The sequence below is a fragment of the Bacteroidota bacterium genome, assembly GCA_016706865.1.
Lineage (GTDB): Bacteria > Bacteroidota > Bacteroidia > Chitinophagales > BACL12 > UBA7236.
Window position 1 is genome coordinate 183,833 of sequence record JADJIS010000002.1, and the last position, 17,101, is coordinate 200,933.

The 17,101-nt window shown below is 35.9% G+C and carries 14 protein-coding genes; 6 read left to right on the plus strand and 8 right to left on the minus strand.

Annotated elements, in window-relative coordinates:
- Positions 1 to 12: 12 nt before the first annotated feature.
- The 3 genes from IPI31_03970 to IPI31_03980 all read right to left on the minus strand — a co-directional run bounded on the left by IPI31_03970 (position 13) and on the right by IPI31_03980 (position 2,912).
- Positions 13 to 774: a geranylgeranylglyceryl/heptaprenylglyceryl phosphate synthase gene (locus tag IPI31_03970; GenBank protein MBK7566960.1), complete on the minus strand. Its 762-nt coding sequence runs from the start codon at positions 772 to 774 to the stop codon at positions 13 to 15.
- A 797-nt stretch (positions 775 to 1,571) separates the two neighbouring features.
- A complete protein-coding gene (locus IPI31_03975; protein MBK7566961.1) occupies positions 1,572 to 2,126 on the minus strand; it encodes a polyisoprenoid-binding protein in 555 nt (184 codons plus the stop codon).
- Positions 2,127 to 2,186: 60 nt separating this feature from the next.
- A complete protein-coding gene (locus IPI31_03980; GenBank protein MBK7566962.1) occupies positions 2,187 to 2,912 on the minus strand; it encodes a pirin family protein in 726 nt (241 codons plus the stop codon).
- 227 nt (positions 2,913 to 3,139) lie between these two features.
- Between IPI31_03980 and IPI31_03985 the strand changes: the two genes are divergently transcribed.
- The 4 genes from IPI31_03985 to IPI31_04000 all read left to right on the plus strand — a co-directional run bounded on the left by IPI31_03985 (position 3,140) and on the right by IPI31_04000 (position 9,474).
- On the plus strand, positions 3,140 to 4,024 hold the full coding sequence (locus tag IPI31_03985) for a T9SS type A sorting domain-containing protein (GenBank protein MBK7566963.1): 885 nt from the start codon (positions 3,140 to 3,142) through the stop codon (positions 4,022 to 4,024).
- A gap of 2 nt (positions 4,025 to 4,026) precedes the next feature.
- The gene (locus tag IPI31_03990; protein ID MBK7566964.1) at positions 4,027 to 4,950 is read left to right on the plus strand and encodes a T9SS type A sorting domain-containing protein; all 924 of its coding nucleotides are present in this window, start codon (positions 4,027 to 4,029) and stop codon (positions 4,948 to 4,950) included.
- Positions 4,951 to 5,610: 660 nt separating this feature from the next.
- Positions 5,611 to 8,895: a vitamin B12-dependent ribonucleotide reductase gene (locus IPI31_03995; GenBank protein ID MBK7566965.1), complete on the plus strand. Its 3,285-nt coding sequence runs from the start codon at positions 5,611 to 5,613 to the stop codon at positions 8,893 to 8,895.
- Positions 8,896 to 8,973: 78 nt separating this feature from the next.
- Positions 8,974 to 9,474, plus strand: coding sequence for a hypothetical protein (locus IPI31_04000; protein ID MBK7566966.1), 501 nt, complete (start codon positions 8,974 to 8,976; stop codon positions 9,472 to 9,474).
- 548 nt (positions 9,475 to 10,022) lie between these two features.
- Here the strand turns inward: IPI31_04000 and IPI31_04005 are convergent.
- The 5 genes from IPI31_04005 to IPI31_04025 form a co-directional block, all read right to left on the minus strand.
- Positions 10,023 to 11,144 (minus strand): c-type cytochrome, encoded by a 1,122-nt coding sequence (locus IPI31_04005; protein MBK7566967.1) that lies wholly within the window; start codon positions 11,142 to 11,144, stop codon positions 10,023 to 10,025.
- Positions 11,145 to 11,230: 86 nt separating this feature from the next.
- Positions 11,231 to 12,346 carry a c-type cytochrome gene (locus IPI31_04010; GenBank protein ID MBK7566968.1) on the minus strand — a complete coding sequence of 372 codons (1,116 nt, stop codon included), beginning with the start codon at positions 12,344 to 12,346 and terminating at the stop codon, positions 11,231 to 11,233.
- A 56-nt stretch (positions 12,347 to 12,402) separates the two neighbouring features.
- On the minus strand, positions 12,403 to 12,738 hold the full coding sequence (locus IPI31_04015) for a hypothetical protein (GenBank protein ID MBK7566969.1): 336 nt from the start codon (positions 12,736 to 12,738) through the stop codon (positions 12,403 to 12,405).
- Complete coding sequence (locus IPI31_04020) at positions 12,732 to 13,433, minus strand: cytochrome-c peroxidase (protein MBK7566970.1); 702 nt, start codon at positions 13,431 to 13,433, stop codon at positions 12,732 to 12,734. The genes IPI31_04015 and IPI31_04020 overlap by 7 nt, the downstream gene beginning before the upstream one ends.
- A gap of 3 nt (positions 13,434 to 13,436) precedes the next feature.
- Entirely contained in the window at positions 13,437 to 14,243 is an 807-nt protein-coding gene (locus IPI31_04025) for a hypothetical protein (protein MBK7566971.1), read from the minus strand.
- 175 nt (positions 14,244 to 14,418) lie between these two features.
- Between IPI31_04025 and IPI31_04030 the strand changes: the two genes are divergently transcribed.
- Together IPI31_04030 and IPI31_04035 are read left to right on the plus strand one after the other, a co-directional pair.
- Positions 14,419 to 14,790: a hypothetical protein gene (locus IPI31_04030; GenBank protein ID MBK7566972.1), complete on the plus strand. Its 372-nt coding sequence runs from the start codon at positions 14,419 to 14,421 to the stop codon at positions 14,788 to 14,790.
- Positions 14,791 to 14,862: 72 nt separating this feature from the next.
- Complete coding sequence (locus IPI31_04035) at positions 14,863 to 17,079, plus strand: TonB-dependent receptor (protein ID MBK7566973.1); 2,217 nt, start codon at positions 14,863 to 14,865, stop codon at positions 17,077 to 17,079.
- Positions 17,080 to 17,101: the final 22 nt, after the last annotated feature.

The window sequence follows — 17,101 nt, forward strand, 5'->3', positions numbered from 1 at the left end:
AAACTAAAAAGTTCATCGCGGAGATTCTACGGACGCCGAATGAATGGCAAATGAAATATCACGGATAAGTGAAGTGTCTTTTTCTATGGCATTTCCAACAACTATAATATCAGCACCGGCATTACAATTTTCATATGCTTTTTCCGGAGTTTTTATCCCTCCTCCAATAATTATCGGAAGATCGGTGTTTTTGTGCACTGCTGCGATCACATCGCTGGGAATTGCTCTTTTAGCACCACTTCCAGCATCCATATAGATCAGTTTCATGCCCAATAATTCTCCCGCCATAGCTGTGCAGGCGGCAATTTCGGGTTTATCTGCAGGAATTGGAGTGGTATTGGAAATATAACTCACAGTTGTTGGTGCACCGCCGTCGATAAGTATGTAACCCGTTGAAATGGCCTCAATTCCCGATTTTTTAACATAAGGAGCGGCCAAAACCTGATTTCCGATCAAAAATTCGGGGTTTCTGCCGCTTATGAGGGATAAAAAAAGCAGTGCATCGGCAGCAGGACTCACCTGTTGAATGCTTCCCGGAAAAATTACCACCGGAATATTGGAATGTTGTTTCAAAAATCGAATGGTAGTATCCAGATAATCGCCGATAACGAGTGATCCGCCGACAAAAAAGTAGTCCACATTGCTTTCGTTGCCGAGTTCTGCCAATTGGCTCAATGCTTTCGCATCCACCTCATCGGGGTCGATCAGCACCGCGAACTTTTTGAGTCCTTTTTTGCGGTCTTCAGCTATTTTCTGATAAACGGTGTTTCGCATCTGTTTTCGCCGACAACTTTCGGCTTCAAGGCAAAAATAGGGTATTTTCGTTTGTTACGGAAAAGTGGGAGCGAAATAGCGATCGTAAAATAGAAAGCAGTTATGTTTCAGGACAATAATGAAAGTAGGAGATTTAGCTAATTTTAGTAAATATTTTGGCCTCAACCTTAGTTGAAACAATAAAATTATTGTTTTCAGATTAAAATTATGGTTGAGAGTATTTAAATATTCGAATCATATATTCTCGCTTAGTTGTTTGTCTATGGTAGAAATTTTTAAAGCTCGCTCAAATATTCTCCTCCGTATTGGTTCGCGGAGACGGAAGTGGGCATCAGCAGGTGGCTTTAATGTCCCTTATGCGCCGCCACAACACTATAAATGTTTCAATGATAGTAGTATTTGAGCGAAAATAAGCGCCACCATTTTGTAATGTATTAATTTCATTTTACAGATAATTCCTATACGAAGCTGCTAATTTAGGTTAGTTGTGGCGCCTTTTTCGCTCCGGGTGGCAAGCATTAGGGACTTTTAAGCCGCATGGTGAAGCCCTTGACTTTTGGCGCTACCTTTTTGTTAAGAAAAAGGTAGCAAATTTGATCAAACTGTTATTGATTAATCGGAGCTGGATTTTGATTTTTAATAGTTATAAAGTGACAAATTAAATGTTTAATAATAAATAAAAGTTGCATTATTGAAAATGAATTTGACCAATGTTTTTAGAAATTATTAAATAAAAAAAACCTGCAGATCGGGCCAAATATTCCTTTCTGCAGGTTTAAAATTATCGTTTATAGAATTTATTTCACTTCCACTAATTGTACTTCACAATTTATTTTCACATCCTCACTCACTAAAATTCCACCTCCTTCGAGAGCAGCATTCCAATTCAAATTCCAATCTTTTCTATTTATTTTTCCATTGATGGTAAAACCGGCTTTAGCACTTCCCCAAGGATCTTTTAATACGCCTCCGAATTCTACATCCAATTTAATATTTTTTGTTATATCACCCATGGTAAGATCACCATACATTTCATAACTGCCATCATGATCTACCAATTCAAATTTTGTCGGTTTGAAAGTAATTGTCGGATATTTTTCTGCATTAAAAAAATCTTCGCTGCGCAAGTGTTTATCGCGACCTTCATTTCTGGTATTTACACTTGCTGTTTCAGCGGTAAATGTGATAAAAGAATTCATAAAATCCTCACCAATGGTTTCCGCTTCTATGGTGTATTTTTCAAATTCACCGCGCACTGTCGTTAACATCATGTGTTTTACGCTGAAACCTATGCTGGTATGCATTGGGTCGGCGATCCATTTTACTCTTGTTGTTGATTCTGTTGTTTGCATTTTAGTTGTTTTATTAGTTTTTAAATTTGATTTCAAGGTGTTGTGAAGAAAAAAATAATATTATGGAGAAACAACCATAGGAACTTCCATAATTAATATTTCTGCAATATCGCTTTCTGCCAAAATATTAAATTGCTCATGTTCCAATACACCAAATCCATCTCTTTCGTTCAGCGATTGGTCGTTTATTTTTATATCTCCCTTTAAAATAAAAAAATACACACCATTTCCTTTTTTATGTAAGGAATAATTTAGTTCGGTATTTTTTTCCAGTTTGCCAAGATGAAACCAGGCGTCCTGATGTATCCAAACACCGGCATCTTCTGCTATAGGTGAAAGAATTTGTTGCAATTTATTTTTGCTGTCCTCGGGATTCAATGTGATCTGATCATATCGTGGCTCCACATTTTTTTTATTCGGGAAAACCCATATCTGTAAAAATTTTACAGGTTTATCTTTATTCTTATTGTATTCGCTGTGGGCAACACCTGTTCCGGCGCTCATTACCTGAATATCACCCTGTTTAATCACGGTTTTGTTGCCCATACTGTCCTCATGCTCCAGATCTCCTTCCAGAGGAATGGAAATGATCTCCATATTGTCGTGCGGATGTTTGCCAAAACCCATTCCCGCTGCAACCGTATCGTCGTTTAAGACCCTTAATACACCAAAATGTATCCTTTCAGGATCGTAATAAGCCGCAAAACTGAAGGTATGATAACTGTTCAGCCAGCCGTGATCAGCGTGTCCGCGGGTGTTTGCTTTGTGTAAAATGGTATTTTTCATATTGTTCCTTAGTTTAATTGAGGAATTGAGCCTCAAAATTAGTGCAATATATATGTATATACATATATAATTATAAAAAGTTCAAATAACTGAATTTTTTGCCAAAATTATTTCTAACTCATATTTAACAAAATAAGCAGCGGAAAAGATCCATTATGAAAACCGGGTATAATTATCTATATTTAACATCCTTAACAAAATGCTCCCGATTCGTGAAACAAATCCTTATGAAGACAAATAAATTTGCACTCTCTGATTATGCTAAAATTGCCGCCGTCTTATTAATTTCACATACAAAGACAAATGCACAGGTAATTTATACCGATTTGGATCCTGATATTGAATTACTGTTGGATCATGAAACCGCAGGTATAGATATTGATGATAATGGTCTGGTAGATTTTGTATTTTTGAGAACATCCGGTTCTTATTACACATGGTATAGTGGAACCGAGCTGCGTTTCAGACAGGCAGACTGGGTTTTGCCATACGAATCTACTAATGGTATTCTTGGTGGTCCTGCAACACCAAGTAATAGTTGGAATAATTTAGTCCCTCCATTAAATACAAGTTTTTTAATAAGTAGTAAAATGTATTTTCAGAATACGAGTTACCAATTTATGTCATTTGGATTTTATAAAGAATCAGGAAACTGGTTTTATGCATTTGTATTTCCGGTGTGGAATCCCTTAGAAGGTGATAATAAATACATGGGGGTAAAATTTATAGATAGCAATGATTGTTTTCACTATGGATGGATACGTTGCGAAATTGAGGATTCATGCAAGCGATTAATTATTAAAGATTATGCATATGAATTGGAATGTGATGCTCCAATTGCTGCCGGAAGTATGGTGAGTTATGTGGATGTAGAAAATGAAAACACGTTTGATGGAACTGTGTATAGTTTTGATAAAACTGTTTATGTTAAATTGAACGGTGAGAGTAATAATTCCCTAATAAATATTTATGATATACTTGGGAAAGAAATATATTCGGGAGAATTACTAGATCAATTTACGGAAATTAAATTAAACAATGTAATCGGAATTTATCTGGTAGAAATAATTGCAGAAACAGGAAGATTATCGAAAAAGATATATTTGAATTGATTATGAAGTCGTACAAATTTACAATCTCCGATTATGCCAAAATTGCCGCTGTTTTGCTAATTCCGACTTCGAAAGCACATGCACAAGTTATTTATACTGATATCGACCCCGATATTGTTTTAGATACCTATGAGGAAAATGGATTTGTTGATATGGATAATAACGGCACATTTGATTTTTCTTTTCAACGTGGTAATACTCAGTATTCAACACTAACGTATTCAGGAGGTGCTGGACATACTTTTACAAGAACAGTAATATGGGCATCATTTCCTGATTCACCTGACAATGAAATTGCAGGGAGTTATAATACATTTTCAAGTTCGTTCACTCGGTATTATCCATATGCTATTCACCTTGGTGATATAATTGCAATAGATGGACCCGATGGTTTAAGTTTTCAGGATTGGCCATTTCAGAGGATGGCTTACAAACTAAAAATTGATGGTGGAAATATTACCGGCTCAGGTGGAAATTGGTTCCCCGAAAAAATCGACCGTTATCTGGGAGTTCATTTTGTGGATGGCGACGAAAATTATCATTATGGATGGATACGTTGCAGTGTTATAGACTCAGGAGATGTATTAATTATTAAAGATTATGCATTTGAAATGGAAGTAGATAAACCCATTTATGCGGGTGATACCATAAATTTTACTGGTGTTGAAGAAATACATTTACCTGGAATTATTATTTATAGTTTTGAACGTGATATTTACATTATTGCAGATGAAAAATATCTCAATTCCAAAGAGGTAAAAACAGCATCTGTTAAAATCTTAAATCTCTCCGGTGAATTAATATATGAAACTACTTTAAATGAAAAAAACACGAAAATAACATTTGATGAATTACCTGCTTCTTTATATTTGGTGGAAGTGACATTAGGGAATGATAAAATGGTAAAAAAAGTAATTTTGCAATGAGCAGTTTTATTTCATTATCTGAAGTCTAAAATGATTGCATGGCGATATATTTGAATTAAAATCTAATTTCTATTATATTAAATGACTTTAAATAAGCTAAAATTTTAATTAATTATAGTCAAAATATTTGTATCAGAAAACGTACAATTTTATAATTAATAATATACCTTTCTTATAATTTGGGCGTTCATACCATGTAACAACACACATTAACTTAGTATTCTGTTGATTTTGGGTTAAAATGCCCCGGAACATAAGCGGGGTAAAGGTTTCGGCGGCTTTAAAGATTTTTTAGGTAAGCATTATGTTAAGTTAACGGTTCCAATATGTAGATGTGGTTAAACTTTTGTAACATTTTTCTTAAGCTAAACTACATTTTTACAAGCATCCAAATTTTTTTATGAAATCTTTTCCCCATTTCATATGTTTATTTCAACATTAGTTGTCACCCTTTTCAAAGATACACATTAATAAAAAATATATGTGTACGGAGGCAATGTAGGGTATAACAAACATAATACGATTTATAAACAGGGTAGTGGAAAAATAGCACTTGTTTGTAAACAGTTTTATGTCATACTTTCGTAAAACCTCTCGAAAAAAATCCGAGAGGTTTTTCTGTCAAATACCGAATCGAAACCGTTACCAACATCGTCTAATATGGCCAAGAACAAACAACACAGCACAGGGCTAAAATTTGCCCGTTATTTCACCAAAGAAGGAGTGAGTCCCTTCGATATGTATGAATTTGAACTCCGTTCCTCTGTAATTAGAAACACTACAGGAGATTCGGTTTTTGAAATGCATAATGTAGAAGTTCCAAAAGAATGGAGTCAGGTTGCCACTGATATTCTCGCACAAAAATATTTTCGCAAAGCAGGAGTTCCGCTTGCCGATGGAACAATGGGAAGTGAAACTTCCATTAAACAAGTTGCACATCGTTTAGCCGATTGTTGGAAACAATGGGGAGAAAAACATAATTACTTTTCATCGTCTGCCGATGCAACAGTTTTTTATGAAGAACTCGTATATATGATAGTGGGGCAAATGGCCGCTCCAAATTCACCACAATGGTTTAATACAGGTTTATATTCAGCATATGGTATAAAAGGAAAAGCACAGGGTCATTATTATGTTGATCCTCAATCAGGAGAATTAAAAAAATCAACCTCTGCATATGAGCGCCCTCAGCCTCATGCATGTTTTATATTAAGTGTGGATGATGATCTTGTTAATCCAGGAGGAATTATGGATCTGTGGACACGTGAGGCACGTATTTTTAAATATGGCTCCGGTGTTGGAACTAATTATTCGAAAATTCGCGGAGAGGGTGAAAAACTTTCCGGTGGTGGAACATCAAGTGGTTTATTGAGTTTCTTAAAAATTGGAGATGCTGCAGCCGGTGCAATTAAATCGGGCGGAACAACACGTCGCGCAGCTAAAATGGTTTGTCTCGACCTTGATCACCCTGAAATTGAAAATTTTGTGGAGTGGAAAGTGAAGGAAGAAGATAAGGTTGCCGCATTAATTGCTGCAGGATATTCTTCCGATTATGAAGGCGAAGCATATCGCACAGTTGCGGGACAAAATTCCAATAACTCTGTTCGTATCCCGAATAAATTCTTTAAAGTATTAGAAGAGAACGGCGATTGGGAATTAATTGGTCGCTCCAACGGTAAAGTTTTCAAAACCGTGGAAGCACGCAAACTCTGGGAAAAAATTGCCTACGCGGCTTGGCGTTGTGCTGATCCCGGAATGCAATACGATACTACTATTAATGAGTGGCATACTTGTCCGCAATCGGGACCAATTAATGCATCAAATCCTTGCAGTGAATACATGTTTTTAGATAATACTGCATGTAATCTCGCATCCATTAATTTGCGTAAGTTTTATGATGATGATAAATTAATATTTAATGTGGAAGCATTTGAACATGCTTGCCGTATATGGACCGTTGTATTAGAAATATCCGTTTTAATGGCGCAATTCCCAAGTAAGGAAGTTGCACAATTATCTTATGAATTCAGAACCTTAGGTTTAGGTTTTGCGAATTTAGGATCTGTATTAATGATCTCCGGAATTCCTTACGATAGCGATAAGGCTCGTGCAATTGCAGGATCTATTTCTGCGATCATGACGGGTATATCTTACAAAACTTCCGCAGAAATGGCAGCAGCTCTCGGAACCTTTAAAGGATACGAATTAAATAAAGCAGACATGATGCGTGTAATGCGCAATCACCGTTATGCAGCATATAATGCAGCGGATAATTATGAAGGTCTGGAAATTAAACCAATGGGAATTGATCAGGCTTTATGTCCTGAATATTTATTGAAAGCTGCGTGCAATGCATGGGACGGCGCTTTACAATTAGGAGAAGAACACGGTTACAGAAATGCACAGGCAACTGTAATTGCTCCAACCGGAACAATTGGTTTATTAATGGATTGTGATACCACCGGTGTTGAACCGGATTTCGCTTTGGTGAAATTTAAAAAATTATCAGGTGGTGGTTATTTTAAAATAATTAATCAATCAATTCCGCTTGCATTAAAAAATCTCGGATATAAAGATGAGAGCATAGAAGCAATTGTTAATTATGCGAAAGGAACTGGTACATTAAAAAATGCACCACATGTTAATTTCGAAACATTAAAACAAAAAGGATTTACCGAACAGGAAATTTTACATGTAGATAAAGTTGTGGCTGCTGCATTCGAAATAAGTTTTGCATTTAATGTATTTACATTAGGTGTTCCAACTTTAGAAAGATTGGGTTACAGTGAAGAACATTATACAGAGCCAGGATTTAATTTATTGCGTGCATTAGGATTTACGAAAGACCAAATTGAAGCCGCAAACGATCATATCTGTGGAACCATGACCATTGAAGGTGCGCCGTTATTACAGGAAAAACATTATTCTGTTTTTGATTGTGCAAATAAATGCGGAAAAATTGGGGAGCGTTATATTCATCAGCATGGACATATCCGTATGATGGGTGCAGTGCAACCATTTATTTCGGGAGCAATTTCAAAAACAATTAATCTTCCACACGAAGCAACCATTGAAGATATTGAAAGCTGTTATTTAATGAGCTGGCAATTGGGATTAAAAGCAAATGCGCTTTATCGCGACGGTTCAAAATTATCGCAGCCATTATCAACAAAAAGCGATTCGAAAGAAACTACCGAAGCTCCAAAACATGTTTGGACATCGGAAGAAGTTTTGGAAGCAGCACGTTCAATAATTATGCAGTCAACTGACACCATTTTCAAACGTCAGTTGTCAAGAGTGGTTGAACGCAAAAAATTACCATCCAAACGTTCAGGATTTACGCAAAAATCAAAAATTGGCGGACAAACAATATTTGTAAGAACAGGGGAATATGAAGATCAGACACTTGGAGAGATCTTTATTGATATGCATAAGGAAGGAGCTTCTTTCCGTTCGTTGTTGAACTGTTTTGCCATTGCAGTTTCCATCGGATTACAATACGGAGTTCCATTAGAAGAATACACCGATAAATTCACCTTCACGCGTTTCGAACCGAGTGGACCTGTTGATCACCCGAACATTAAATTCAGTACTTCCATAGTTGATTATGTATTCCGTTTGTTGGCGTTTGAATATTTAAACAGAACAGATCTTGTGCATATTGCTCCGGAAGAAATGGAACAGCGCGAAGTGAGCACGCAGGATATTTCCACGGAAGCAACCGGTAATTATCCAGTAACTGAACCGATCGCTGAAAAACAAACTAAAAAAGAACCTGTTGAGAAAAAAACAGCAGTGAAATATGAAATTTTAGACGCAGCGGAAGCAGCAAACAAATCGCTGATGGGAGATGCACCTCCTTGTCCTAAATGTGGTCACACCACCATTCGCAACGGCACTTGTTACAAGTGTTTGAATTGCGGAGAGAGTTTGGGATGCAGTTGAAACGTTAAAGTCTGATAAATAATAAAAACCGCTTTTAATATAGAGGCGGTTTTCTTATTTTGTGCAAGATTCAAGCATATGAAAAAAATCCACATCCAATTACCCGGGGTAATTCTGCTCACTTCCCTTTCCTTTCTCCTTTTCTCCTGTTCCGGAAAAAAGGGAACTCCGGAACAAGTAACACTTAATTTTTTCGATTTGTTATACAACAAACACGATCTTGAAAAAGCCGAATTATTGGTAACCGATTCCAGTAAAGAAAAACTGAGAAATGATTTTAAATTTATTGAAGGTGCATTACAAATTGTGGAAGAAAAAAATCCCACGCATTACGATTATAAAATTGCAGAACAAAAAACAATAATTAAAAATGATTCTGCATTTGTATTTGTTACCAGTTCGCTTGATAAAACAGAAATGAAAATATTATTATTGAATGTAAATGATAGTTGGAAAATAGATTTTAATTACGACGAACAATTAATTAATGCTGCAAATAAAGATCTGGTTAATGATGTTTTGGAGATAATGGAAAGTTTTGTTGATTCGGTGGGAGCGCAGAGCGGGACACAGGATTAAGGACATAGGACACGGGATGACATGGGACATTGGAAAAGGACATAGGTAAACAAACGGTGGAGAAAAATAGGAACCTGCCTGACGCGGTCAGGAGGCAGGCGCGGATAACGCGGATTGGGCGGATTTAAAAAGGATAAAAATAGGACATAAGACATAGGAAGTAGGACATAGGAAAACAAACGGTGGGATTTAGTAAAATTTCGCAAGAAATTTAAACTCCTTACTCCTCTCTCCTTTCTCCTCCCTCTGCCGCGGTTTATTGTTTTTCACCAACCGCAATTCGGAGGATAAACTTCATTATAGCATTAATCGATTAAGGACGTCAACTAGTAAATTATACTTTCATCTCTCCCTACTGTGACTGGTGAGAAACACCAAACCACGGCATCTGATTGTAAAATTTCGCAAGAAATTTAAACTCCTCTCTCCTTTCTCCTCACTCCTTATTTGAATGCAATTAAAATGTAAAAAATAGTTTTCTACGGAGCTATATTTATCAGTGTTACAAACTGCCCACTGCCCACTGCCCACTGTTTACTGCCCACTCCTTATTCCTCAAACGGATTCTGATATTCCGGATTATTTTTAAATCCTTCGTCGGTAAGTGTTTTTAGAAATGCAATAATCGCAGCTTTTTCATCCGCGGTTAATTGAACGCCGCCTTGAAATGCGAATTGCATAAAATTATCGGTGAAGGGTGTGTCTTTTACATCTTCGCTGTAATGATCAAGCACTTCTTCCAGTGTTGCGAAACGACCATCGTGCATGTAAGGTGCAGTTAATTCAATATTTCGAAGAGAAGGTGTTTTAAATTTTCCATAATCAAGAGTATCTCCTGTTACAGCGCCTAAACCGGCATCTAAAAAATCAACAAAACTCACTACAGAATCGAGTCCATTGTTGCGATATTGAAAATCGGTGAATAAACCAGCATTAATTCCATGACAGTGAAAACAATCTCCTCCATCCAGGGCATTAAATAATTCGAAACCCTGCACTTCCTGATCGGTTAAAAATAATTCTCCTGCTGCTGCTTTATCGTAACGTGAATTACCTGATACAATGGATTTAATAAATTGTGCAATTGCATTTGCAATATCATCATTCGTAATTTCTTCTACAGCAAATGCTTCGTAAAACATTTCAGGATAAAAATTGCTTCTGCTTAATTTCATAATTACATTCGGCATTATTTCATGCATTTCCACAGGATCCTGAATCGGTTTTATTGCCTGATCTTCCAAGGTAATTGCACGTCCATCCCAGAAAAAACCATTATCAAAAGGAGAATAACCCAAATTATAAATCGGCATTGCATTTCTTTTTCCGGGGAGACCATCAATTCCAATACTAAATTGTATAGTATCAGAAAATGCGTGATTCACACTATGGCAACTTGAACAGGATTGGGTGCTGTCGCCGGATAAAATAGGATCATAAAATAATTTCCTTCCCAATTCAACTCCTTTTGCAGTTAAGGGATTAATTACAGGATATGGAAAAGGAGGAATTCCACCAACGGGTACAACATTATATGGGGTTGGATCATATACCCAGCCGTCGCCCGGCGGCTCTTCATCTGTAATTTCCGGATCAATATCACATTGGGAGAATAAGATTATTATTCCGAAAAGGAAGCAACAGGTTAATATTGTGACTTTATTATTCATAATTGTTTAACCGAAATTTATAAAAACAGAACAAATCTAAAATTACAATCCGGTAATATCCTTGATTCAGTGGTATAAAGAACAAATTATTCTTCAAAAGGGTTTTGATACTCCGTATTATTTTTAAATCCCTCATCTGTAAGTGATTTTAGAAAAGCGATGATCTTTGCTTTTTCATCAGCAGTTAATTGCACTCCACCTTGATATGCATACTGCATAAAATTATCGGTGAAAGGTGTGGCATTAACACCCTCACTATAAAAATCAAGCACTTCTTCTAGTGTTGCAAACCGGCCATCATGCATATAGGGTGCTGTAAGGGCAATATTGCGCAGTGAAGGAGTTTTGAATTTCCCGTAATCAAGTGTATCGCCTGTTATGGCACCTAATCCCGGATCTACAAAATCTACAAATCTAAAAACAGGGTCCAACCCATTATTTCTATATTGATAATCTGTAAATAAGCCACCGTTAATTCCATGACAATGCAAACAATCGCCTCCATCCAATGCATCAAATAAAATTGACCCATCTACCTCATCTTGTTCAAGGTAAAACCCGGGAACATTCATTGCACTATCAAAACGTGAATTTCCGGAAACGATGGATTTTGTAAATTGGGCTAGTGCATTGGCAACATTTTCTACTGTTATTTCATGAATTCCAAAAGCTTCATAAAACAGATCAGGATAATATTCACTTCGGGACAGTTTGGTAATAACGTTGGGCATTATTTCATGCATTTCCAATGGATCTTGTATTGGCATTATAACCTGATCTTCTAAAGTTGTTGCCCTGCCATCCCAGAAAAAACCTATATCATATGGTGAATATCCTAAATTAAAAATCGGCATTGTATTTCTTTTGCCGGGAAAACCATCTATTCCAATACTGAATTGTGTTGAATCGGAAAAGGCATGTGTAAGACTATGACAACCGGAACAAGATAAAGTACTATCTGCAGATAATATCGGATCGTAAAATAACTTCCTACCCAAAGCCACACCTTTAATTGTTAATGGATTTTGGTTTAATAAGGGAAAAGGAGGAATTCCGAAAACAGTACTCACTACATAGGGAGTGGGATCATAAACTAAAGCTTGTGGTTCATCAATTATTTCAGGATCCATTTCACATCGTGTAAAAAAGAAAAACAATCCTAAAAGAAATAATATAATTAACCGATTATTATTTGATTTCATGATTTTAATTCCAGTTAAATAGAATTATTTTATTAATTAATTATATTAATTATTGGTTATTTAAAATCACTGTTTGAAATAAATTCTTCATCCGTAAGCGCACTTAAAAAATTAATAAGATCACTTTTTTCCAATTCTGTTAAATTAAATGATTTTATTAATTCACTCTGATTTACATGACCACTTCCTCCCAACATATACTGATCAATTACATCCTCCAAAGTTGGCACAGAACCATCGTGCATATAGGGTGCTGTTAAATTGATATTGCGCAATGTGGGGACACGAAATTTTCCCACATCTTCCTGTAAAAGTGTAATTCTTGCTCTGCCGGAATCAGCACTGTAATCGGAAAAATATCCGTTGTTTTGAAAGCTATTATCCGTTAACAAAAAACCTCCGTGACAGCTGCTGCAATTGAGTTCCGGACTGAAAAAAGTTCCATCCCCGCTTTTTGTGAAGTAGTTAATGCAGTAGTTTTTCCCTGATAGGTATATTTATCATAAGGCGAATTTCCGCTTATTAATGTTCGTTCAAATGCAGCGAGTGCACGTGTAATTCCAAATGGATCAGGAGCGTTGCCAAAAACTGTTTTAAATTCAGCAACATATTCTGCATCTTCATTTAATCTGTTCACCAATAATACCATATTAAAACCCATTTCAAAATGATCCTCCAAAGGAACATAAGGTTGTGTTTCCAATGTTGGATTTCCCCCGTCTTTTAACATGACGGGATAATAAACAACATTTGCCAAACTAGGTGAATTGCGAAATCCAAGTCGCCCGAAAACACCTTCACTGATAGTTACATCATCACTAAAAGCGAGTTCTGCATTGTGGCAACTTCCACAGGAAATTGTTGAATCTACCGAAAGAGCAGAATCGTAGAATAATTTTTTTCCAAGGGCTATCTTCGCCTGGGTTAATGGATTATCTGCAGGAATATCAGGATAAGGAAAACCAGGCGGTATAATTAAAACATATTTTTCTTCCTGTGGATCAATTTCATGATCCACCGAACAGGAAAATATGGATATTAATATTACCGCAATAAAACATATATAATATGTTTTGTTATTCTTCATGTATTAATCCTCCGGAGAAAACATATCGAATACATTTCCATATATAATATTTGCAAGATCTTCATTATCGGTTGTATGCGTGGTATTATCAGTTGCAAGATCTACGCCGTTGAAAAAGGTATCCCAATGAGCGGCGAGATGTAAAATATTTTCATTTTCTGCGCCTATGGTAACAGGAAGATCAATTTCGATAGTTGCTACATAATGATCTCCACCAAGGTGCATTTCAAATAATCCATCCGGATTATCAGGAGTTCCATCACCATTTATATCAGCTTCTCCATCAATTCTCACAAAAATGTACCCGAAACTCCATCCCCAATGCATATTCGGAAATTGTGCTCCCAGTGGATCACCAATTTGGTAAAGTGAAGGATCAGCATGATTAGTAGCTGAATCTATTCCTACGTCGAACATGACCTTTGTGTATTCCCCGGCGGGAAAGTTTCCTATGGAATATTCCTCTTCATCGGGTGACATTAGCAAATAAACTCCTTCTGCAGAAGTTTCATTACCGGCGGCATCTACCAATTTGATATTAGAAACGTAGAATTGCACCAAATTGAGTTTGGTTTCCACACCTCCAAGGTTATAAGTGCTTTCTTCCACAACTTCCTCTAAACCAATGTATTGATGCATATGTAATTCAACGGGAACCGTTTCGAAGTATATGCATCCAACATTTACCTCGGCGTCAGGATCAAAGTTTGTGGCCGTTTCGTCGGTGCAGCCCTCGATCTTTTGGCAGGAATTGAAACTTATAAGTATAAAAAGTGCGCTAATGGTGAGGAGAAAGCCCTTAGATTTCATATTTCTTTCTTTTTTTTGGTTGAATGTAAAGTAAACTATAATGTAAAGTTAGACGTTATAAACCTGAATTTGATGACTTTTGTTTGGTTTCCAGACTTATATATGGTCATATAAACGTAAAAAGGTTAATTTTGTATTGATGAAAGTGGTCATGAAAAATTTGAGTATCTACCTGATGACAGCAATTTTATTTGTTGCCTCTACAGGATTTACGCTGTTTTCTCATATCTGTTTGATGAGTGAAAAAGAAACGGTTTCCACACAAAAAATGGCGGACTGTTGCGCAAAAGAACCTATCACTTCTTCCGATACGGAAGGTTTAAATAGCAGTAATTGTTGCATCGACAATTCCACTTATCTTAAATTTGATTTTACAGGCGCTACTCAAAGAGCGTTGGAATTTTCTGATATTCCATTATTTATATCAATATTTAATGCTGAACCGGAAAATATTTCCACTGCTTTTAGCGGATTTATATTTAAAGATCTGCCTCCACCTTTATCCGGCAGAAATATTCTGTTGAACAAACAGGTTTTCCTTATTTAATTTATTACAGTTTAGTTATCATTTTTTCACATGCTGAAGAAATGAACTTTTATTTTATTTAAACTTACTGTAATGAAATATTCTATAATATTATTTTTATTTTCTGTTTTCTTTTACATCACATCACATAGCCAAACACTTAAAGGCCATGTAATGAGTGCGGATGAAGTTGGTGGTATGACAGTCCTTCCGGGAGCTAATATTGTTTGGTTAAATTCTACTTCCGGCACAACAACAAAGGATGATGGTTCATTTATTCTTGAAAAAACCGATCCTTCGCAAATTCAATTTAAAGTGACTTATGTTGGATTTGAAACAGATACGATTACTGTTGGGGATAAAACATCTTTTCATATTATGTTAGATCCTGTGAAAGAATTAAAACAGGTTATTATTGAAGGAGAAAGTTCTGCAAGTTCCATTAATACGGTAAATCCTGTTAATATGGAATCACTGAATAAAAAGGAATTATTAAAAGCGGCTTGTTGTAATTTAAGTGAAAGTTTTGAGACCAATAATTCGGTTGATGCGGAATTCAGTGATGCAATTACCGGTGCTAAAACAATTAAATTATTGGGGTTGGATGGAGTGTATTCTCAGATCATGATGGAAAATATGCCGGGGGTTAGAGGTTTATCTTCCAGTTATGGATTGACCTATATACCGGGACCTTGGATAGAATCCATTCAAATAACCAAAGGCCCGGGTTCGGTGGTTAATGGATACGAAAGTATAACCGGCTCCATTAATACGGAAATAAAGAAACCATTTCATGTGGAAGGCGAAACATTTTTGTTGAATTTATTTGGATCCAATTCCGGACGTTATGAAGCAAACGTAAATTTCAAACATTTATTTAATGAAAAATGGAGTACTGCATTGTTTACGCATACAAGTCAGTTGCACAATAAAATGGATCACAACGAGGATGGATTTTTAGATATGCCTTTAAATGAGACTTATATTGTGATGAATAAATGGAATTATTTTTCCGGTAAAAAACATGAAGCGCAGTTTGGTGTGAAATATGTTGCATCCGATATCAATGGAGGACAGGTAAAATTCGATCCTTCTGAAGAGCATAGCGTTGAAAACGGCTATGGTGTAGGTGTTTCTACAAAACGATTTGAGGGATTTATGAAAAATGGTTTTGTATTTGACAAACCTAATACCTCCATCGGAACTATAGTTAATTATGTTTACCACGATCAGAATGCATTTTATGGTTTAAATAATTATACGGGAATTGAACGATATGTAAATGCAAATTTTATTTATCAATCATTTATGTTCAATACCAATAACAGCTATAAAATAGGAGCAAGTTTTATGGTGGATGATTATACTGAAAGTTTTGATTCCATAAATTATTTGCGCACTGAATATGTTCCGGGAATATTTGCAGAATATCATTTTGTATCCGGCACAAAATTCAGTTTGCTTGCTGGAATTCGGGTGGATGATCATAATTTATATGGAATATTTACTACTCCGCGATTACATTTAAAATATAATCCTACAACAAATACTACGCTTCGTGGTTCGGTGGGAAAAGGGTACCGAGTAGCAAATGTATTTGTAGAGAACAGCAATGTGCTCACAAGTTCCAGAACATTAATAATTACGGAAGATCTTTTACCGGAAGAAGGATGGAACTATGGTGTTTCGTTAATGCAAGGATTTAAATTGAATAAGAATGAAGGCACCTTTACATTGGATGGGTATAGAACCGAATTTGTAAATCAGATAGTAGTGGATCTTGATAGTGATTATAGTTCAGTATATATAAGCAATTTGCATGGACAATCGTATTCCAATGTTTTTCAGGGGGAAGTGAATTACGAAGTATTTACAAATTTCGATATGCGTGTTGCTTATAAATATATTGATGCAAAATCGACGTATAATGGTGATTTATTAGAAGTTCCATTAACAAATAAAAATCGCGGATTGGTAAACTTTGCTTATGAGTTAAAAAAATACGGTTGGGTTTTTGATTTTACAACACAATTTTACGGCAAATCAAGATTACCCGATCTGACAGAAAATCACGATGCGCATTTTTTGGGAGAATATTCGGAGCCCTATTATTTATTATTAGGACAAATTACCAAAAAATTCAAAAATCTGGAGATCTATGCCGGTTCAGAAAACATTACCAATTACACACAACATCATCCTATTTTAGGTTTTGATGAGCCTTTTGGAGAGGATTTTGATGCATCTGTTATTTATGCACCAATAATGGAGCGCAAGTTTTATGGTGGATTGAGTTTTACATTAAATTAATTAATTTTACTTATCACAATTA